Annotated in this window: 17 protein-coding genes and 2 riboswitches; of the genes, 12 read left to right on the forward strand and 5 right to left on the reverse strand. The window is 66.6% G+C overall.

Going from position 1 to position 18,450, the window contains the following annotated elements; translation table 11 throughout:
• Positions 1-13 precede the first annotated feature (13 nt).
• Positions 14-2,500 (reverse strand): helicase-associated domain-containing protein, encoded by a 2,487-nt coding sequence (locus tag FHJ30_RS04635; protein WP_139028143.1) that lies wholly within the window; start codon positions 2,498-2,500, stop codon positions 14-16.
• Between the two features lie 10 nt (positions 2,501-2,510).
• Positions 2,511-2,744: a hypothetical protein gene (locus FHJ30_RS04640; protein WP_139028144.1), complete on the reverse strand. Its 234-nt coding sequence runs from the start codon at positions 2,742-2,744 to the stop codon at positions 2,511-2,513.
• A 225-nt stretch (positions 2,745-2,969) separates the two neighbouring features.
• On the opposite strand from FHJ30_RS04640, the gene FHJ30_RS04645 reads away from it, so the two are divergent.
• Both FHJ30_RS04645 and FHJ30_RS04650 read left to right on the forward strand, forming a co-directional pair.
• A complete protein-coding gene (locus FHJ30_RS04645; RefSeq protein ID WP_104996883.1) occupies positions 2,970-3,353 on the forward strand; it encodes a cold-shock protein in 384 nt (127 codons plus the stop codon).
• A 6-nt stretch (positions 3,354-3,359) separates the two neighbouring features.
• Positions 3,360-3,959, forward strand: a complete 600-nt coding sequence (locus tag FHJ30_RS04650) for a DUF3027 domain-containing protein (RefSeq protein WP_139028145.1) — start codon at positions 3,360-3,362, stop codon at positions 3,957-3,959.
• 82 nt (positions 3,960-4,041) lie between these two features.
• Here the strand turns inward: FHJ30_RS04650 and serC are convergent, their stop codons facing one another.
• Positions 4,042-5,172, reverse strand: coding sequence for a phosphoserine transaminase (gene serC, locus FHJ30_RS04655; RefSeq protein WP_139028146.1), 1,131 nt, complete (start codon positions 5,170-5,172; stop codon positions 4,042-4,044).
• Positions 5,173-5,452: 280 nt separating this feature from the next.
• Here serC and FHJ30_RS04660 point away from each other — a divergent pair, with 280 nt between their 5' ends.
• The 10 genes from FHJ30_RS04660 (at position 5,453) to FHJ30_RS04700 (ending at position 16,609) form a co-directional block, all read left to right on the forward strand.
• A complete protein-coding gene (locus FHJ30_RS04660) occupies positions 5,453-6,145 on the forward strand; it encodes a metal-dependent transcriptional regulator (protein ID WP_139028147.1) in 693 nt (230 codons plus the stop codon).
• Between the two features lie 118 nt (positions 6,146-6,263).
• Positions 6,264-6,507: riboswitch (cyclic di-AMP (ydaO/yuaA leader) on the forward strand.
• Between the two features lie 10 nt (positions 6,508-6,517).
• The gene (locus FHJ30_RS04665) at positions 6,518-7,339 is read left to right on the forward strand and encodes a M23 family metallopeptidase (RefSeq protein WP_139028148.1); all 822 of its coding nucleotides are present in this window, start codon (positions 6,518-6,520) and stop codon (positions 7,337-7,339) included.
• A gap of 112 nt (positions 7,340-7,451) precedes the next feature.
• Positions 7,452-7,649, forward strand: a riboswitch (cyclic di-AMP (ydaO/yuaA leader).
• A 70-nt stretch (positions 7,650-7,719) separates the two neighbouring features.
• Positions 7,720-8,400, forward strand: coding sequence for a C40 family peptidase (locus FHJ30_RS04670; protein ID WP_139028149.1), 681 nt, complete (start codon positions 7,720-7,722; stop codon positions 8,398-8,400).
• Positions 8,401-8,557: 157 nt separating this feature from the next.
• The gene (locus tag FHJ30_RS04675; protein WP_139028150.1) at positions 8,558-9,325 is read left to right on the forward strand and encodes an NlpC/P60 family protein; all 768 of its coding nucleotides are present in this window, start codon (positions 8,558-8,560) and stop codon (positions 9,323-9,325) included.
• A 270-nt stretch (positions 9,326-9,595) separates the two neighbouring features.
• Entirely contained in the window at positions 9,596-10,096 is a 501-nt protein-coding gene (locus FHJ30_RS04680) for an HNH endonuclease (RefSeq protein WP_139028151.1), read from the forward strand.
• 49 nt (positions 10,097-10,145) lie between these two features.
• Complete coding sequence (locus FHJ30_RS04685; RefSeq protein WP_240793585.1) at positions 10,146-10,808, forward strand: molybdenum cofactor guanylyltransferase; 663 nt, start codon at positions 10,146-10,148, stop codon at positions 10,806-10,808.
• The gene (locus tag FHJ30_RS21295) at positions 10,805-11,098 is read left to right on the forward strand and encodes a DUF6457 domain-containing protein (protein ID WP_171058918.1); all 294 of its coding nucleotides are present in this window, start codon (positions 10,805-10,807) and stop codon (positions 11,096-11,098) included. The genes FHJ30_RS04685 and FHJ30_RS21295 overlap by 4 nt, the downstream gene beginning before the upstream one ends.
• On the forward strand, positions 11,095-12,471 hold the full coding sequence (locus FHJ30_RS04690) for a molybdopterin molybdotransferase MoeA (RefSeq protein WP_139028152.1): 1,377 nt from the start codon (positions 11,095-11,097) through the stop codon (positions 12,469-12,471). Before FHJ30_RS21295 ends, FHJ30_RS04690 begins: the two co-directional genes overlap by 4 nt.
• An 81-nt stretch (positions 12,472-12,552) precedes the next feature.
• Positions 12,553-13,431: a formate dehydrogenase accessory sulfurtransferase FdhD gene (gene fdhD, locus FHJ30_RS04695; protein WP_139028153.1), complete on the forward strand. Its 879-nt coding sequence runs from the start codon at positions 12,553-12,555 to the stop codon at positions 13,429-13,431.
• A gap of 130 nt (positions 13,432-13,561) precedes the next feature.
• Positions 13,562-16,609 (forward strand): glycoside hydrolase family 38 C-terminal domain-containing protein, encoded by a 3,048-nt coding sequence (locus FHJ30_RS04700; RefSeq protein WP_139028154.1) that lies wholly within the window; start codon positions 13,562-13,564, stop codon positions 16,607-16,609.
• A gap of 275 nt (positions 16,610-16,884) precedes the next feature.
• On the opposite strand, the gene FHJ30_RS04705 is transcribed toward FHJ30_RS04700, so the two are convergent.
• Together FHJ30_RS04705 and FHJ30_RS04710 are read right to left on the reverse strand one after the other, a co-directional pair.
• The gene (locus FHJ30_RS04705) at positions 16,885-17,622 is read right to left on the reverse strand and encodes a hypothetical protein (protein ID WP_139028155.1); all 738 of its coding nucleotides are present in this window, start codon (positions 17,620-17,622) and stop codon (positions 16,885-16,887) included.
• Positions 17,619-18,353 carry a hypothetical protein gene (locus tag FHJ30_RS04710; RefSeq protein ID WP_139028156.1) on the reverse strand — a complete coding sequence of 245 codons (735 nt, stop codon included), beginning with the start codon at positions 18,351-18,353 and terminating at the stop codon, positions 17,619-17,621. The genes FHJ30_RS04705 and FHJ30_RS04710 overlap by 4 nt, the downstream gene beginning before the upstream one ends.
• Positions 18,354-18,450 lie beyond the last annotated feature (97 nt).

Consider the following 18,450-nt stretch of genomic DNA (forward strand, 5'->3'; position numbering starts at 1 on the left):
GCAGGGAAGTCCTTCACTGGCGCAGTTCCTCTGCAGCCTCAATGTCGATGATGCGGTGGATTGACAGCACGCGTTCCGTTTCCTTTGCGGGATCAAACACCCGGACGCGTCCGCCGCTTACTGATAGCGGAACAACAATTTCCAGGTTGGCATTCCCCAGCCCGTCCACCACGTTCATGCTGATCCGCTGCTTGAGCCTGATGGCGCGCTGCAGCGCCTCAAGCCCCAGCTGCGTCCCTGCCTCGCCGTCCGGGTGTCCTGCACCTCCGCGGTGTCCGACGGCGGGCCCCACTTGGCGCAGGACCGCAAGCTGGGCGTCCACCTCCTCAGCCCCGGGCGCCGTCCGCGGGGCGGTGTAGACAGGGCGGAGGTGGTCTTGCGTTGCCGGGGTTCCCCGGAGCCGGACCACGGGTTCGTCCGCGCCGTCCACCGAGGGGGAGAGCCCCAGGCTCCGGAGAACCTGGGCGGTTTCCCGCGGCGGTGCGGAGGAAACCAGGACGGTGGGCGCAATCTTCACCAGGTTCAGGCCGGACGCCTTCGGTCCGGAGAGAAGGTCCAGGAGCGCTGCTTCGTCTTCGCTCTGGACAAAGCTGGCTGCCGCCCCCACCCGCAGCCTTCCGTGCCGTGAGGCGGTGTCCTCCACGAGGTATTCGAGCGGCTGGGGCACCGCGGTGGCCGAGTGCTCCCGGAGGAACTCCAGGATGCCGGCGGCGCTGTGTCCGGTGTCCAGGGCACGCTTGATGGAGCCGGCCGAGAAGCGGTAGATGGTGGCGGGTCCCTGGCCTTCCGGGTCAGCCATCAGCAGGAGTTTCCCGGCGAGTTCGGGGGCGAGGTACCCCGGGGCGACAGCAGTGAGGTCGGCCTGCAGCAGGACGTGGGTTACAGCTGCCGGCAGGTGCTCTCCCAGGATGGCAAGGGCGGCATCAGGGTTGTCTTCCGCCAGCGCACTTCCCAGCTGGCTCAGGGCCCCGGACCCCACCAGGCCAAGGAGTTCGGCTTCCGCGAGCACGCCGCGGATCATGGAGCTGAAGCGCCTGGCCATCCTGGGCTGGGCCCACTCTGCGCGCTGGAGGACAGTCGCCGCATCCAGTACCGGGGCAGTCCCGTCGGGGGAGCCTGCCTCGACGGTCAGTTCATTCAGGATCTCCAGGATGCGTTTGCGGACCACCGGGGCATCGGGCCGCTGCGCTTCGGCTGACAGCGCGATGATGGTGCTTCCGGAGGCGGAACGGTGTGCTGCCGGCGCGTTCCGCGTTCCGGTGATGGGCTGGCCCACCAGGGACGGCACGCGCTCGCTGGACAGCCAGGCGTTCACCAGCCAGAGCCACTGTTCCTGCCGCGGGAGGATAAGCCATTCCAGCTGCGGAGGCTGGACCCAGCAGGAGGAATCGACGTCCAGGCGAATGAGGCCGGCCAGTGCGGACAGCTCCAGCAGGACCCCGGCGTGCTGCAGGTCGATCCGGAGCAGTTCGGCCAAACGCCTCATCTCGCGCACCCCCACTCCGCCGCTGCGGAGCGTGGCCAGCGGCTGGTCCCCTACCGCGTGGAGCAGATCGCCCACCAGGCGCAGCGTCTCCGAGATGGCACTGAGGGCTGCGTTCCTGCGCAGCGCCGCCGAGGTCCGGCCGAGGTGGGGGACCGGTGGCGACAACGTGAAATCGTCAATCACCGCACCGCCGCGCAGGGAGATCCCCACGCTGTGCGGCAGCTCGACGTGCGCCGCGTCCAGCGGCACCAGCAGGCCGCGCGCAAGGAGCCAGTCCACGGGCCCGACGTCGGATCCTTCCGTGGTGATTGACGCCTTCCGTTGCGCCTGGGGGACGGCACCCATGGCCCAGTTCCGGAACCTGGCGAGCAGCGCCGTCGTCCGCTCCGGGGCGGTGGCCAGAATACTCTGGAGGGCCTCCGGGGAGGACGTCCAGTGTTGCAGCGCGAGCGCTGCCTCCATTGGCGTGGTGGCATCGTGGATGGCTACACCGCTGCGGTGCAGCTCGGACACCAGCTGCACGGCGCGCTGGGCGAAGGCCGGCTGGAGGCGGACCAGTTCGGTGTAGCTCCTGCCCAGCCCGGCGGGATAGATGCCCACCACGTCCTTCAGCGAACCCACCGGGAGGTAGTAGTGCTGTTTCGCCGCGGACGCGGGGGTGCCGTGCGGCGGCTCGGCGCGGTGCACCAGAGCAAGTTCCTGCAGCGAATGAAGGATCCGCTCCACAGAGGCTGCCGACGATCCGGAAATCATCTTGCGGAGCCCGGAAGCGGACGCGCTGTGGCCGGTATCCGTATTGGTGCACAGGTGGAGGGTTTCGAGGACCTGCATCTGCGGCCGGTTGAGGCGTTCAAGCGCCCGCTGCACGCTGAGCCTGGCACTTGCCCGGGCGGCAAGGGCAGGGAAGTCCGGAACAGGGGGCGAGATGAGGTCCGGCCGCGCATCGAACAGCGCACGCAGTGAATCGTCGCTGCGTGCCTCCAGCTCCTTGCTCAACGCACGAATGAGGGACATCAGTCCAACGTTACCGCCGGTCCGCGTTTCCTGCCCGGCGGCGCCCGGCAACGCTGTCCAGAACCAGGAAGAGCATCAGGAGGAAGGCCAGGGGCAGGCCGTACAGCGCCGTGTAGGTGACCCAGGCCGGAGCCACGGAACCGGCGAAGGCAAGGGCCATCACGGCGCCTACCGCCACCAGGGAAAGCACGGCGACAGCCGCGGCGAGGATCATCAGGGCACGCCGGTAGCGCGAGGGTGTCATGGACGTAACGCTACCGCTCCTGCAGCGTCGGGAGTGAATGGTGTTGGAGGGTGCCGCCGGAAGGCTGCACGGAGCCATTGAAAGCATGAATAGGGCGGCGGGCAGGATAACCTTGAGGGATAGACCAACACGGTTACAGCCGTCATGCCCTAAACCCGCACAGCAATGCGGATGCGGTGAGGGCTGGCCGTGTCAGAAGACGTCAGAACGAAGAAGGTTGATTACGTGCCTACCGGCAAGGTCAAGTGGTATGACAAGGACAAGGGCTTCGGGTTCCTCGCAGGCGAAGATGGCCAGGAGGTATTCCTGCCCAAATCGTCGCTGCCCGAAGGCGTAACAGAGCTCAAGGCCGGCACCCGGGTTGAATTCGGGGTAGCTGATGGGCGCAAGGGCGCCCAGGCCCTGGGGCTGCGCGTGCTGGACAAGACGCCCTCGATCGCCAAGGCCAAGCGGCCGAACGCCAAGGAACTCGCCCCGCTGGTCCAGGACCTGGTGACCGTGCTGGACAATCTCTCCGGAACGCTCTCCGCCGGCAAGTACCCGGAAGGCAACAAGGGCAAGGCCATCGCCGCGGCCCTGCGTAAGGTTGCCGACGAGCTGGACGTTTAGGCGCCGATGAACCCGGAAGCTGAACAGCCGGTGCCGGCCGCCCCGGACCAGGACGGTCCGACGGCGGGGGGTGCTGCCGTTGCCAACCCTGCAGCTGCGGGGGCTAAGGCCGTGTCCAGGCGCCGCGCGGGAGTTCCGGTGTGGCGGACGGGGAAGCCCGATGCCTTCCTGGCTGCAGCCGTGGACACGGCCCGCACCGCCATCGAGGGCATCACGCCGGCGGCAACAATCGGCCAGCACCTCGCGGCGAAAAGCGAAGGCGACCGCCTGGTGACCCATCTGTTTGAGTCCAGGCTGCCGGGCTACCTGGGCTGGCAATGGTATGCGGTGCTGACCCGCAACTCCCGCTCCAAGGTGGTCACGGTCAACGAACTCGGCCTGCTGCCGTCGGAAGATTCGATCCTTGCCCCGGAGTGGGTGCCGTGGGCAGAACGCGTCCGCCCCGAGGACGAGCAGGAACCCGAACAGACCCGGGAACCAGCCCAGGCACAGGAACATGAACAGGGCCAGGAACCAGTCCAGGCACAGGAACCTGAACAGGGCCAGGTGCCCGGGGGCGGGGAGCCTGACGACGACGGGCAGCCTGACGACGACGCACGGACTTAATGACCACACACGAACGGCGCCGTCCGGGATGAACCCGGGCGGCGCCGTCGTACGTTAAGGCACTTCCGCTGCTTGCGCAGTCCTACTTGCGCAGTTCGCCCACCACGTAGTCGATGCTGGCCAGCAGGGCGGAGACATCGGATGGCTCGATGGCCACGAACGTGGCGATGCGCAGTTGGTTGCGCCCCAGCTTCCGGTACGGCTCGGTGTCCACGATGCCGTTGGCGCGCAGGACTTTGGCCACCACTGCTGCGTCCACGGAATCATCGAAGTCGATCGTGGCGATGACGTTGGAGCGCTCGTCCGGGTTTGCGACGAACGGCGTAGCGAATTCGGAGGTCTCGGCCCAGCTGTAAATGCGTCCGGCGGAATCAGCAGTCCGCGCCGCAGCGAAGTCCAGGCCGCCGTTCCCGTTCAGCCACTGCACCTGGGCGTCCAGGGTCACCAGGGTGGACAGTGACGGGGTGTTGTACGTCTGGTTCAGGCGGGAGTTGTCAATGGCTGTCTGGAGGTCCAGGAAGTCCGGGATCCAGCGGTCCGTGGCCTTGATCCGCGCCGCGCGTTCCAGGGCAGCAGGGGAGAACAGGCCAAGCCAGAGCCCGCCGTCGGAGGCAAAGTTCTTCTGCGGGGCGAAGTAGTAGACGTCGCTCTCCGCCACGTCGACGTCCAGGCCGCCGGCAGCCGACGTCGCGTCCACAAGGACCAGGGCGCCCTCATCCGCTCCTGCCACGCGCTTCACGGGGGCGGAAACGCCGGTGGACGTCTCATTCTGCGGCCAGGCGTAGGCGTCAACGCCCGCCTCAGCCTGTGCGGCCGGGCGGGTGCCAGGCTCGGATTTGATGATGGAGGAGGCATCCAGGAACGGCGCCTTGTTGGTGGCCGCGGCGAATTTCGAGCCGAATTCACCGAACGAGAGGTGCTGGGCCTTCTTCTCCACCAGGCCGAAGCTGGCGATGTCCCAGAACGCCGTGGAGCCGCCGACGCCCAGCACCACTTCATAGCCTTCGGGTGCGCGGAAGAACTGGCTGAGGCCTTCGCGTACAGATCCCACCAGGTTCTTGACGGGGGCCTGCCGGTGGGACGTTCCCAGGATGGTCTTCGATGCGGCGGACAAAGCATCGATCTGCTCCTGCCGGACCTTGGACGGACCGGCGCCGAACCGCCCGTCCTGGGGCAGGAGGTCGGCGGGAATAGTGATGCTGTTTTCGCTCACAGGTGCTCCAATTTCGGCGTGGACGGGCTGTTGGTCCGGACGGATGGTGGGCGGCAGGCAGTCGGCGGCGACTGTGGCCCGGGCCCTCCCTTATTCTGCCCGAACAGCTGTTTCAGCGGGAACCTGGACCGTCATAGTCCAGACATTGAGACAGGGCCCGCCCTCGCCGTCAACTATTCGGACAAACTCAAAATAGGCTAAGCTTTCCAACGGACCACGCCGCATGTGAAGGCGGTACGGTGGGACAACGCAAGGTACTGCGCTCGAGGAGCTGAGCTGGATGACGGATCTGATCGACACTACGGAGATGTACCTTCGGACCATCTTGGAGCTTGAGGAAGAAAACATCGTTGCCCTCCGCGCCCGGATTGCGGAGCGGCTGCGCCACTCCGGGCCCACTGTGTCACAGACCATCGGCCGGATGGAACGGGACGGGCTGGTGGTGGTTTCGGGGGACCGGCACCTTGAACTTACGGAAGTGGGACGGAAGCGCGCCACGGAAGTCATGCGGAAGCACCGGCTGGCCGAGCGGCTCCTTGCCGACGTCATTGGCCTGGACTGGGCCTACGTCCATGATGAAGCCTGCCGCTGGGAGCACGTGATGAGCGAGCGGGTGGAACGGCGCATCTACGAAATGCTGAACCACCCCACCGAGTCCCCGTACGGCAACCCCATCCCCGGCCTGGCGGCCCTTGGCGGCCAGGCGCAGGCCTCCGCGGACGCGGCCGTCAGCCTGCTTGAGGCCATGAAGTCCTATGGCCCGGCCTCGGAAGTGACCGTTAGCCGCCTGGCTGAGCCGATTCAGGTGGAACCCGAGCTGCTGGTCCAGCTGGATGAGGGCGGAATCCGGCCCGGCGCCTCCGTATCGCTGGAGCGGGTGGGGGAGTACATCTCGGTCCGCGTCCCGGGCATCGAAGGGGCCCTGGAACTGCCGCCCGAAGTCGCGGCGCACGTCTTCGTGGCCGTACGCTAGGGGCGGCTTGGGGCCTCCGGGCTACCCCATTGGGCGCCGGTTACGCAAAGATAACGGAATTGTTACTTTGGGACTTATGGCCCTATAGTTAAACCCAAGCGTTGATACTAAAGCGTTACCTGATCCGGAGCCGAGCTCTGCCAGCGGACCAGGTGCACGAGTCATTACTGGCAGAGGCGGGGGAACCACAAGCGGCAGCCGGGGGACTGCCTTGGGGTGAAGTCCGTCAGCAGCAAGCCTCTTCCAGTGAAGGATCCTCCGTGGATACCTCCTGTGCCGAAGCTTGCTTACGGCGGACCGGGTCTTTGAACTCTCTGACCCGAATCCGACAGCTAACTTCGCAGGCTTTCCAGAGAGGAACCCTTCTTGTCCATGCAGACCCCCAGGGGACGCCGCCGCGCCGCGGTACCCGCTGCGACGCCGCGGGTTGTCGAAGTCATCACCACGGAACGCCCCCGCGATCCGCACCGTGATGCGCGCCGCCGTCGTGGTCCCTTCCGCCAGGTCACCGAGTTCGCGGCAGCCAGCGGGATCGGCCAAAAGGCCGGAATCGCACTCGCCGCCACAGGCCTGGTATTGACCGTGACAGTGCCGGCCACCAGTCCCGTGATGGCAAACAACGCTCCCGGTGTCACGCCGGTCGCAGCTTCAGCCGTCACTCCGCAGCCCCAGGTCTCAGCGGAGGCCGGCGCCCAGATCGATTTCAGCCGCTCGGCCGTCGTCACCCAGGCGGATCCGGACGGCAAGCTCAAGCAGCTGCTCAGTGCCCAGTCCGCCGGCTCTGTGTCACGGGCCGCCTCGGCCGGAAGCCTCGGCGCGCCGCTGGCCACACTGACCACGGCATCCCCCTTCGGCTACCGCGTCAGCCCCATTACTGGCGGCTCAGGCGACTTCCACCGCGGCCAGGACTACGTGGCCCAGTGCGGCACGTCCGTCCTCGCTGCCGCCACCGGCACGGTGACCTTCGTGGGCTGGCACCAGTTCGGCGGCGGAAACCGCGTTGTGGTGGATCATGGCAACGGACTGGAAACCACGTACAACCACCTCTCCTCCTTCAGCGTGAAGGAAGGGCAGACGGTCTCCCGCGGGGACGTTGTTGCCCTCAGCGGGACCACGGGCGCCTCCACTGGCTGCCACCTCCACTTCGAGGTGCAGGTCAACGGTGAAGTAGTCGATCCCACCGGCTGGCTCTAGTCAAATGACGGTTAACTATCAGATCGTCGTGACATGCCGTGACCTGAATGTGACATTCACTCAAAACTGCTGTACCGTCTAACTCGCGTCAACTTTTCCGAAGTTGACGCTCTTGTGCGGATTGCCTAACTCTGCCACCGCTCAAGGTCCGTTCGCATTTCATCGTCTGGCAGGGGCGGGGGAACCAATTTTGGTCTTGGCTTTGGCTAAGACCTTGGGGTTAAGTCGCAAAGTTTCCTTGGAAGCAGCGCGGCCGGGTGACTCCCATCCGAATCCGACAGCTCACCTCGCAGGCATTGGGAGAGGCTACCTTCGTGTCTTCACGCAATAATTCTGCGCGCCACCGTGCGCAAACGGTTCGTACCAACCCCTTGGACGGCATGTCCAAGGCTGTTAGTGCCAATGCCGGGACAGTAGGTCGCCAGGCTGCCGTTATCGCCGCAGCTTCCGGTCTTATCCTCAGCATGGGCCTGCCCGCCAACGCAGCGGACACCACCGCTGGTGTTTCCGCTTCCACGGAGTCCGGTTCCGCACAGGCTGCCCTGGCAGTCACCGCAGCACCCACGGCTACCGTTTCCTTCGAACGCCCGGTCGTCAAGACCACGGCCGCGCCGAAGCCGGCGCCGGTGCGGGCGCAGTCCACCGCCACGGAAACCGGCGCGGCCTCCACCGCGGGCACTACGGAATCCGCAGCGGACAAGCTGGCCAAGACTGTCTCTTCCGCTTCCACCTCGGGCATCGCTGGCATCGCCTACACCGGCATCGGCAGCCCGTACGTCTGGGGCGGCACCAGCCCTGTCACCGGGTGGGACTGCTCGGGCTTCACCCAGTGGGTTTACGCCCAGGCCGGCATCAGCATCCCCCGGGTCAACGCCTGGACCGCCATGACGCCCACCTCCACCCCGCAGGCCGGCGACCTGGTCATGCAGAACGGCGGAGCGCACGTAGGCATCTACGTCGGCAACGGCATGATGATCAGTGCACTCAACCCCTCCCAGGGCACGCTGCTCCACGCCGTAGCTGCGACCGGCAGCTCCTCGTTCTTCACCGTCAGCAAATAGTTCTTGGACCCTCGGGTCCAGGAACTATTTCTTTGCTCCACACTTCCCGCTAACACCACATCCCCGTTCGGGGCGTGCCGGCGTACCCCCAAGATGCCGGCGCGTCCACATCCCTTGGTGCCCACAACGGCCCTGAGGAAAACGAAAGAGAGAACTGATGACTACTCGTGCTACCGCACGGCATCGCGCCGAGGTCACCAAAACCAACTCAATCGCCATCATCGCCAAGGCTGTCGGCGAGAACGCCGGTGGCGTAGGCCGCCAGGCGGCGGTCATCGCCGCTGCTTCCGGCCTGGTGCTGACCAGCGGCATTGCGGCAAACGCTGCCGACTCCAACGTCCAGCGCGATTCCGCTCCTTCCACCCTGGAAGTTGAATCCGCCGTCGAGGCACCCATCTCTGCTGCTTCCACCATCGCCATCACCTTCGAGAAGCCCGCCGTCACCACCACGCCGGCCCCGGTCATCGAAGAGCCTGCCCCTGTTGAGGTTCAGGAGGCCGAGCCGGCTCCCGCCGCCCAGCCTGCTGCTGCTCCCAAGGTCACCGCCAAGGTTTCCACGGCTTCGGCCCCCGCAGCCGCTCCTACCGCTTCCGCCAGCGGCAAGGGCGCAGCCATCCTGTCCGCTGCCTACGCCCAGCTGGGTGTTATGCAGGACTGCACCATGCTGGTCACGAACTCCCTGGCAGCAGTGGGGATCAACTTCCACGACTGGCCTGCAGGCTACCTCTCCCTGGGCCGCACGGTCAGTGCAGCAGAGGCCCAGCCGGGCGACCTGATCTACTACGCAGACGGAGGCGCCGGCATGGCGCACATCGCTGTCTACGCGGGCAACGGCCAGGCCGTCCACGGCGGCTACAACGGAAACCAGACGGTGGTCTTCAGCGCCAACGTCGGCTCCGGCCCCGTCTTCATCCGCGTGAACTGATTCCGGTATTCGGCTGTCCACCCGGGACGCAAAAGGACCCCTGCCCCACGGCAGGGGTCCTTTCCCCTTTAAGGGCCCGCTGCTTAAGGGCCGCTGGTCCGGCCGTTCTGCAGGGGCCCTCGGCTGGGCCGACACGACAGTTCCGGAACAGGAATTAGCCGATAGCGCGCTTCTGTGTTTACTCTTGTGGTGTCGATCCATAGCCCGGACATGCCGAGGGCAGCCGGCCCTCGTGCCCCTGGACGGGTGCGGCCGTGAAGAGGTACGTGCATGCGCACTCTCGTTCTGAATGCTGGGTATGAGCCCCTGGCGGTGATCACTTTCCGCCGGGCGCTGGTGCTTGTGCTCACGGGCAAGGCCAGTGTGGTTGCCGAAGGCGATGATCCCGTGGTGGGACCGCAGGAAATCCTGGGCCGCCCGTCCGTGATTCTCCTGAACCGCTACATCCGTCCGAGGTACAACCAGGCCACGGCAGTCAGCCGCCGCGGAGTGCTCAGACGCGACGGGCACAGATGCGCCTACTGCGGAAAGGCGGCCCACACCATCGACCACGTCCAGCCCAAGTCCCGGGGCGGCGAGGACTCCTGGGAGAACCTGGTGGCGGCCTGCCTGCGCTGCAACAACGTCAAGGGCGACCATACGCCGGCTGAAATGGGCTGGAAGCTGCGTTTCGTCCCGGAGCCACCGCACGGAACCATCTGGCAGATCAAGGAACTCGAGAAGCCCACCCCCGCCTGGGACCCGTTCCTGCTGCCGGAGCGCGCAGCCTGACCGCAGCCCCCGGCGCGCCGACAGCGCCAACGATGGCTAGGCTGGGGGAATGGAACAGAACCGGCTGGACTTCGATGCGGTGATCCTGGCCGGCGGCCGGTCTTCCCGGCTCGACGGTGTGCCGAAGCAGGATTTGGTTTTCCGCCGGGACACGCTCCTCCAGCGCGCGCTGGCGGCTGCAGCAGGTGCTTCGCGAACGGTGGTGGTGGGCCCGGGGCCCGGACATACTGTTCCGGGGGTGCTGTTCTGCCGGGAACAGCCCGAGTTTGCAGGCCCGGCAGCGGCCATCTCCGCAGGGCTTGAGGCCCTCGCCCAGGAAGGGCGCGCGGCCGAGTTCACCCTGGTGCTGGCCTGCGACATGCCGCTGGTCCGGGACGCCATCGGGGCGCTGGCGGCTGCAGTGGCGCTGGGGGAGGCAGACGGCGCCGTGGCCCGCTCGGAAGACGGGCGGCTCCAGCCGCTTGCTGGTTTTTACCGCACGGCAGCGTTAAAAAGGTCGGCAGCGGAGCTCTCGTCCCGGGGTGCCCTTATTAACGGCTCGGTGCGCTCCCTCCTTGCTAGTCTGGAAGTGCAGCCTGTCACCGTCCCTGCAGGTTCCACGGCAGACGTGGATACCTGGGATGATGCCGCCGCACTAGGGATTGCCGCCGGAAACCAGGACAAGGGCCAAGGACCGGCGCAGCCGCAGTTAAATAGGGAGGCACGTTCGTGAAAAGCCAGGATGAAACGCTGGAGGAGTGGTGCAGGTCCCTGCTCCAGGCCTATGAACTGGAGGACGTCCAGGTGGACGTTAATGCCATCCTTGCCCTCGCTGGTGTGGCCGCCCACGCGGTGGTACGTCCGGCAGCGCCGCTGACTACCTTCATTGCCGGTTACGCTGCCGGCCTTGCCTCCGGCTCGGGCCAGTCACCCAATGCTGCTTCCATGGAGTCCGCGCTGGCCGTGGCCCGTTCCCTGGCTGCCGACTACGATGCTGAAGCCGCCGGGGCTCCCGGCGAATGACGAAGGAGTCCCAAGAGGAAGCGGGCGCCTCCGAAACCGGGCAGCCGCGGCACCTCGACCACACGTGGGAAGAAGCCAGGCAGGCTGCCTTTGACGCCGGCACTCCGATCCCTGCCGGTCCCGTCCCCCTGGAGCTGGCCCTTGGGCGTCGGCTGGACCAGGACATTGTGGCCCTGCAGGAGATGCCCCACTACGCGTCGTCGGCGATGGACGGCTGGGCCGTTAGCGGCACCGGGCCGTGGATCCTGGTGGACGCAGGTGCGCCCCTGGCTCCGCACCAGGCCAGTCCCATCGCCACGGGGGGACTCATCCCGCCCGGCGCCAAGGCGGTCCTGCGCAGCGAAAGCGCCCGCCTGGACAAGGACGACGACGGACTGCCCGTCCTGGTGACCGGCGGCACCGCACGCCCCGGCGAACCCCGGACGGGCCAGCACGTCAGGAAAGCGGGGGAGGAAGCCTCGGCAGGGGACATCCTGGTCAAGGCCGGGGTGGTGCTGAACCCCGCGCACCTGGCCCTCGCCGCCCTTGCCGGTTACGACGAGGTTGTGGTCCAGGGGAAGCCGCTCGTGCGGCTGCTGCTGACAGGTTCTGAAGTGGTGGAACGCGGCCTGCCCGTTCCCGGCCAGGTGCGTGACACTTTCGGCCCGCAGCTGCCGGCCGTGGTGGGCATGCTGGGCGGGCTTGCGGGCGGGCAGCAACGGATCGGCGATTCCTACGCTGAATGGCTTGCTGCCCTGGAGGACGTGGTCCCCGAGGTGCCGGGCACGCCGGACCTGCCGGCCGACGTCGTCATCACTACGGGCGGGACGGGAAAGTCCGGCACAGACCACCTCCGCCGGGCAGTAGGCGAGCTGGGCGGGCGGCTCATCATCGACGGAGTGGCCATGCGTCCCGGACACCCGGCCGTCCTGGCCGAACTTCCGGATGGGCGGTTCGTGCTGGGACTGCCGGGAAATCCCCTGGCCGCCATGATGGCCCTGTCCACGGTGGGGGCCCCGCTGCTCGCGGCGCTGGGACACCGGGCCCTGCCGGCCGTGCAGGAGGTCCCCTGCGGAACCACCCTCGACCCCGAACCCGGGCGCACGCGCCTGCTCCCGTTCCGCCTGCTTTACGGCATGGCCTCGCCGGCCCAGCACACGGGCCCGGGCATGATGCGCGGACTGGCCTCGGCCGACGGCGTCATGGTTGTGCCTCCCCACGGGGTGCAGCTGGGAGAACCGGTGCCCGCCTTTGCCCTTCCCTGGGGGCCGCCCATCCCCGCTCCGCCGGACCCCGCCGCCAAGCCGAAGGCGCGCAGCGGCGGACGGACAGGCCTGCCGGCCGCAAAGCCGGCGCCGGCAGGCCCCGTAGACTGGAGTGCACTCCTTGGCTGAGGCATGCCCGGATGGCGCAGCCCCGCTGGCATCGCCCCAATACGGTTGCGATGATGGAGAGATGAACAGGAACGGTGGGATATGGGACGCGTGACCCAGCGCCGCAAGGTGCACAAGTATGTGCTGGACGGCTCCCCGAATGCCCTTGAGTTCCCGGTCCGGTACCGGGAGGACGTCCTGGCGGTGGAAGAGCCGCTGGAAATCCGGCTGGGAAGCCTGTCCTTCTCGGTCACCATGCGCACCCCAGGGGACGACTTCGACCTGGTGGCGGGATTCCTGGTGTCCGAGGGCGTGATCTGGGAGTCCGGGCAGCTCGTTTCGCTGCGCTTTTGCGCCGGGGAAGACGAAAACGGAGTGCAGACCTTCAACGTCGTGGAGGCCCAGCTGCGGCCTGGCGTGGAGCTTCCGTCCATCGGCCGGCACGTCTACACCTCCAGCTCCTGCGGCATCTGCGGGACGGATTCCATAGAGTCCGTCCGGAAGTCCTCTCACTTCAGCCCCGCCGGGGATCCCCTGAATATCTCCGCGGAGGTCCTGGCCTCGCTTCCGGACATCCTCCGGGAGTCCCAGCGCCTTTTTGACGACACTGGCGGCGTCCATGCCGCCGGGCTCTTCAAGATAGGGGACGACGGCGGCGCGCAGCTTCTCTGCCTACGCGAGGACGTGGGGCGGCACAACGCGGTGGACAAGGTTGTGGGGTGGGCCCTCCGCGAAGGTCTGCTCCCGCTGCGCGGCACCGTGCTCCAGGTTTCCGGCCGGGCATCCTTCGAACTGGTCCAGAAAGCCGCACTTGCCGGAATCCCCGTCCTCGCGGCGGTCAGTGCGCCCTCGAGCCTTGCAGTCGAACTCGCCGAGGCCAGCGGAGTCACCCTCGCCGGTTTCAGCAGGGGAACAAGCCTCAACATCTACGCCGGTGACGGAAGAATCCGGCGGCCGGTGGCTGCGGCGCCGCCGTCATAGGCTTGGTTTGCGCGCAGGACACTGTCCGGGATGCGTTTTCCGAAAGGGTTGGTAAACGGGCTACCAGCGGGTAGATTTATCCATCGAATGGACAGCATCGTCCAGTCCCAAGCGCTAAAGAGGGCCCACATTGCATGACGACCGCCGGATAACGGAAGTCCGCCTCCAAAGGTTCGTGCGTGAGCGGATTAGCCCGGCGGTCTACAGCCGGAGCATTCCCCTTACCCTGAGCAGCTGGGACGCGCCCGATGAGCCTGTCCCCGCGCTGGAGGCAATGCGACAGGACTTCCAGCCACAGGAGCACGGGGCCCCATGGGGGAAACCTTGGGGGACCAAATGGCTCCGGCTCCAGGGCGAGGTCCCGGAATCATGGGGCACCGACCCCGACACCACCGTTGAAGTGTTGGTGGACCTGGGTTTCACGATCGAAATTCCCGGCTTCCAGTGCGAAGGCATGGCGTGGCGCCCGGACGGCACCATCATCAAGGCGGTCTCGCCCAGGAACCAGTACATACCGCTGAAGCTGCTGGGCGGCGGGATGGCGGTGGACTTCTACGTCGAGGCCGCTGCGAACCCGGACGTGGCGCAGGGCTGGACCTTTGCCCCCATGCCGTACGGCGACAAATCCACGGCCGGGACAGCGCCACAGTACCGGCTGGGGACCATTGCCATTGCTGAACTGAACCAGGCGGTCTGGGAACTCCAGCAGGATATTTGGACGCTTTCGGGCCTGATGGCTGAACTGCCCCTGGAACTGCCCCGGCGGCATGAGATCCTCCGGGCCCTGGAACGCATGATGGACGTTATGGACCCGGACGATGTTGCCGGCACCGCGGCAGCAGGACGGGAAGCGCTTGCCGAAGTACTGGCCCGGCCGGCCTACGCCTCCGCGCACCAGTTGGTGGCTACCGGCCACGCGCACATCGACTCCGCCTGGCTCTGGCCGGTGCGTGAGACTGTCCGCAAGTGTGCCCGGACATTCTCCAACGTGGTGTCCCTGATGGATGAACATCCGGACTTTGTGTTCTCCTGCTCCTCAGCCCAGCAGCTGGCCTGGATAAAGGAGCTCTACCCCGAGTTGTTCAGCCGCATCCGCGAGAAGGTCCGCTCAGGCCAGTTCATCCCCGTAGGCGGCATGTGGGTCGAATCGGACACCAACATGCCCGGCGGCGAGGCCATGGCGCGCCAGTTCGTGGAGGGCAAAAGCTTCTTCATGGCGGAATTCGGCATTGAATGCCACGAGGCCTGGCTGCCTGATTCATTTGGCTATTCCGCCGCGCTGCCGCAGATCGTCAAATCCGCGGGCAGCCGCTGGTTCCTGACCCAAAAGATCTCCTGGAACCAAACCAACAAGTTTCCCCACCACACCTTCAACTGGGAGGGCATCGACGGCACCCGGCTCTTCACCCACTTCCCGCCGGTGGACACCTACAACTCGGAGCTGACCGGCCGTGAACTGGCCCACGCGGAACGGAACTACCGCGACCATGGGCGCGGCACCGTGTCCCTGGTGCCGTTCGGCTACGGCGACGGCGGCGGCGGACCAACGCGGGAAATGCTGGCAGCAGCGGCCCGCACCGCCAACCTCGAGGGCTCGCCCAAGGTCCGGATCGGCTCAGCCGAAAGCTTTTTCCGGCAGGCGGAGGAGGACTACCCCGTCCTGCCCGTCTGGGTAGGCGAGATGTACCTCGAACTGCACCGCGGGACCTACACCAGCCAGGCCAGGACCAAGAAGGGCAACAGGCGCAGTGAGCACCTGCTGCGGGAGGCGGAACTGTGGTGCACCACGGCCGCCGTCCGTACCGGCGCCTACGCCTACCCGGCCGCCGAGCTCAAGCGGCTCTGGCAACTGGTGCTGCTCCAGCAGTTCCACGACATCCTGCCGGGCAGCTCCATTGCCTGGGTACACCAGGATGCCGAGCGCAACTACCAGGCAATCGGTGAAGCCCTTGATGCCATTATCAGCCAGGCTGCCGCCGCCGTGCTTGGCAGCGGCGAACGCACGTTCCTGTTGAACGCGGCGCCGCATGCCAGGGCCGGCGTGCCCGCGCTGGCTGCGGGCGAACCGGCGCTGCCGGCGGAACAGGTCCACGCCAAGGCCCATGACGGCGGCTACATCCTGGACAACGGCGTCATCCGCGCGGTGCTGGACGGTAACGGGCTCCTCGCCTCGCTCGTAGACCATGCCACCGGCCGCGAAGCTATTGCCCCGGGCCAGCGCGGCAACCTCCTGGAACTGCACCGGGACACGCCCAACGAATGGGACGCCTGGGACATCGACGAGTTCTACAGGCGCAACGTCACGGCGCTGACGCAGGCCACATCCCTGCAGTTGAACCGGGAAGGGGCAGCGGCGACTGTAACCGTAGAGCGGCTTGCCGGTACATCCGCCGTTACGCAGTACATCAGCCTTGCGGCCGGCAGCCCGTCCCTGTCAATCACCACCTCCGTGGACTGGCAGGAACGCGAAAAACTGCTCAAGCTGGGCTTCGCACTGGATGTCCGTGCGGACAGGTCCGCCGCCGAGACGCAGTTCGGCCACGTCTTCCGGCCCACCCACACCAACACCTCATGGGAAACGGCCAAGTTCGAAATCTGCGCACACCGATGGATCCACGTGGCCGAGCCCGGATATGGCGTGGCCATTTCCAACTCCTCCACCTACGGGCACGACGTCATGCGGAACATCAGGGATTCCGACGGCGGCACCACCACTACCGTGCGGCTCTCACTGCTGCGCGCCCCGAAGTACCCGGATCCCGACGCCGACCGCGGGCTGCATGAACTTACCGTCACCATCCGTCCCGGTGCCGGCATTGCCGATGCTGTGGAGGAAGGCTACCGCACCAACCTCGTTCCCCGGCTGGTCCGCGGCGCAACACCTGTGGAACCGCTCTTCTCCATAACGAACCCCGCTTTGGTCATTGAAGCCGTAAAGCTGGCGGAGGACGGGTCCGGCGATGTGGTGGTCCGACTGTACGAGTCGCTGGGCGAGCGCTCTGCGGGAAAACTTATGACGAACTTCCCGGTGCGGCGCGTCACTGCCGTCGACCTGCTGGAGCGACCACTCCCGGCCCCAGGAGTGGAAACGCGCCAGGACGGTGCGGATCTGGTTTTGCGGCCGTTCCAGCTGGTGACTCTCAGGGTGTCCCGGGCGTCCGGCCCAGCGGCAAAGTGAGCTGAAGCGGCAAGGCCGGCAGGCAGCGGCAAAGTCAGCCCGCCGCCAAGGAGTAAGCCAAAGCAGTAGGGGCCTGGGCCCGGCAAAAAGGGCCTTAAATAGGCTGAGTGGGGGCGGTCCCCAACGTCCCGCCACCACTCATCCCCCCAATGCGTGCGTAGGCCCCCGGAGCGCTCGCGTTCAAGAATTTATCCCCGTTCGAAAACGCTTCGCGCTCCACCTTCACACATTCATGATTGTTTCACATTCTAATGATTTTGTGAAAGCAAGCCTTGTTACTTTTCGGTATATGTCCTTTTGCTGGACAAAGGCTTGCCGCTGCGCACCCGGGCGGCCCAGATCAGCGCCAGCCCCACCAAGTAACACAGCACAGCCGTGTAGTTGACCACGAACATGATGGCGGCCCACCCGGGAGGCACCAGGGGAAACAGCAGGCTGAGGCCGATCGCCACGCCGCCCAGGGCAAGGAGGCCGGCCGCCACCCGCACCAACACGGGCAACCGGCTCCGGACGGCCCGCACCATGGCGGGCAGCAGGACGAGGCCCACATACGCCGGGTAGGCGCGGCCGGCGGCGCCGTAGTACTGCGCCAGTATGGCGTTGTACCCGCTTTTTTCCGATAGTGCCGATAGTCCTGCCGAAGAGCCGGTGGTGTCCATCATGAAGAACACCACCGTCGTCACCAGGGAAACGGCCGCCAGCACAACCATGCCCGCCTTCCCCGTGATGAGCCGGTGGGCACCTTCAGCGCCGAAGCCGCGCGTGACGCGTATCCCGATGAAATAGATGGCGGCGAAGATGATGAAGCGCAGCAGCAGGTTGGCAAGGTTGATGCCGCCCAGCGCCTGGTCGATGGCCACGTACGGCGCCTCGATGCTCAGGAGGATTGCCGCAGTCATCAGGGCGAAGATGTAGAAGAGGGACCTGTTCTCGCCGCGCAGGGCGCTGGGGATCCGGGCAGCCGCAACGAGGGCGCAGGTGGCAAGAGTGGACCACTGAAGAATTTCGATCATCCCAGGTTCTCCCAGATCTTTTCGGTCTGCGCCTGGTCCTGCTCCTGGCGCCGCAGCACCTTGCCCAGTGCCTGGAGCCTGTCGCCCGCCAAGGCGGTGAGGTCGCCGTCGGACAGGCTGTCCAAGGCGCCCTGCCGGGCGCCGGCCGGCCACCCGGCTTCTTCCTCCGTGATGAGGCCGGTGGCCACCAGCCCGCCGGTGGGTCCGACGCCGGCGGCGAGGGACGTGGCGATGGCCAGTTCGGGGGACAGCCGGTTCGCCGTCAGCTGGGCGGAGTAGTTCTGGGGCGCAACCCCGGTGGCAGCCGAGACGCGGTGCCGCACCTCGCCGTCGTCGATTGCATCAACCCAGTTCTTGACCGAGGTGGAGTGCGGGGCAGCGGAAAGCGGCGGCGGTTCCTTCCCCGGGGCGGCGGCCTCCATCGCCGGCCGGGACAGCAGTGCCCTCAGGAGGTCCGCCGTGGAAATCTGGCTCACCAGTTCGGAGCGGGTGGGCAGGGGCTGGGGGCCGGCCAGGTCCCGGTAGGCCTCGAAGGTGGCCAGGGCCGCAACAGGATTGACGCCGTAGGCGCGGCTGATGCTGACCACAGTGCCCACCGCGACTTTCCCGCGGACCAGCTGCTGGGCGAGCGTTGTCCGCTTGATTCCGGAGATCCTGCAGACATCTGCCGTACTGGCATCCGGCGCAATGCCTTGCAGCCAGCGCTGGAACGCCTTGGCGGGGATGGTCATGGAGGGCTCTCTGCAGAACGGGTGTTTCGTCGATTTTAGCCTGCCCGCGGCAGCCCAATTTTACCCGGGCCGCCCTTTCGACTATGCTTGATGGTCG

Source organism: Arthrobacter sp. BB-1, from assembly GCF_006151685.1.
GTDB lineage: Bacteria > Actinomycetota > Actinomycetes > Actinomycetales > Micrococcaceae > Arthrobacter.

What these genes read in the sequence shown, in the direction of transcription:
- FHJ30_RS04635 (WP_139028143.1), bottom strand. Translation starts at nt 2,500, where the DNA reads ATGTCCCTCATTCGTGCGTTGAGCAAGGAGCTGGAGGCACGCAGCGAC.
- FHJ30_RS04640 (WP_139028144.1), bottom strand. Translation starts at nt 2,744, where the DNA reads ATGACACCCTCGCGCTACCGGCGTGCCCTGATGATCCTCGCCGCGGCT.
- FHJ30_RS04650 (WP_139028145.1), top strand. Translation starts at nt 3,360, where the DNA reads ATGAACCCGGAAGCTGAACAGCCGGTGCCGGCCGCCCCGGACCAGGAC.
- FHJ30_RS04660 (WP_139028147.1), top strand. Translation starts at nt 5,453, where the DNA reads ATGACGGATCTGATCGACACTACGGAGATGTACCTTCGGACCATCTTG.
- FHJ30_RS04665 (WP_139028148.1), top strand. Translation starts at nt 6,518, where the DNA reads ATGCAGACCCCCAGGGGACGCCGCCGCGCCGCGGTACCCGCTGCGACG.
- FHJ30_RS04670 (WP_139028149.1), top strand. Translation starts at nt 7,720, where the DNA reads ATGTCCAAGGCTGTTAGTGCCAATGCCGGGACAGTAGGTCGCCAGGCT.
- FHJ30_RS04675 (WP_139028150.1), top strand. Translation starts at nt 8,558, where the DNA reads ATGACTACTCGTGCTACCGCACGGCATCGCGCCGAGGTCACCAAAACC.
- FHJ30_RS04680 (WP_139028151.1), top strand. Translation starts at nt 9,596, where the DNA reads ATGCGCACTCTCGTTCTGAATGCTGGGTATGAGCCCCTGGCGGTGATC.
- FHJ30_RS04685 (WP_240793585.1), top strand. Translation starts at nt 10,146, where the DNA reads ATGGAACAGAACCGGCTGGACTTCGATGCGGTGATCCTGGCCGGCGGC.
- FHJ30_RS04690 (WP_139028152.1), top strand. Translation starts at nt 11,095, where the DNA reads ATGACGAAGGAGTCCCAAGAGGAAGCGGGCGCCTCCGAAACCGGGCAG.
- fdhD (WP_139028153.1), top strand. Translation starts at nt 12,553, where the DNA reads ATGGGACGCGTGACCCAGCGCCGCAAGGTGCACAAGTATGTGCTGGAC.
- FHJ30_RS04705 (WP_139028155.1), bottom strand. Translation starts at nt 17,622, where the DNA reads ATGATCGAAATTCTTCAGTGGTCCACTCTTGCCACCTGCGCCCTCGTT.
- FHJ30_RS04710 (WP_139028156.1), bottom strand. Translation starts at nt 18,353, where the DNA reads ATGACCATCCCCGCCAAGGCGTTCCAGCGCTGGCTGCAAGGCATTGCG.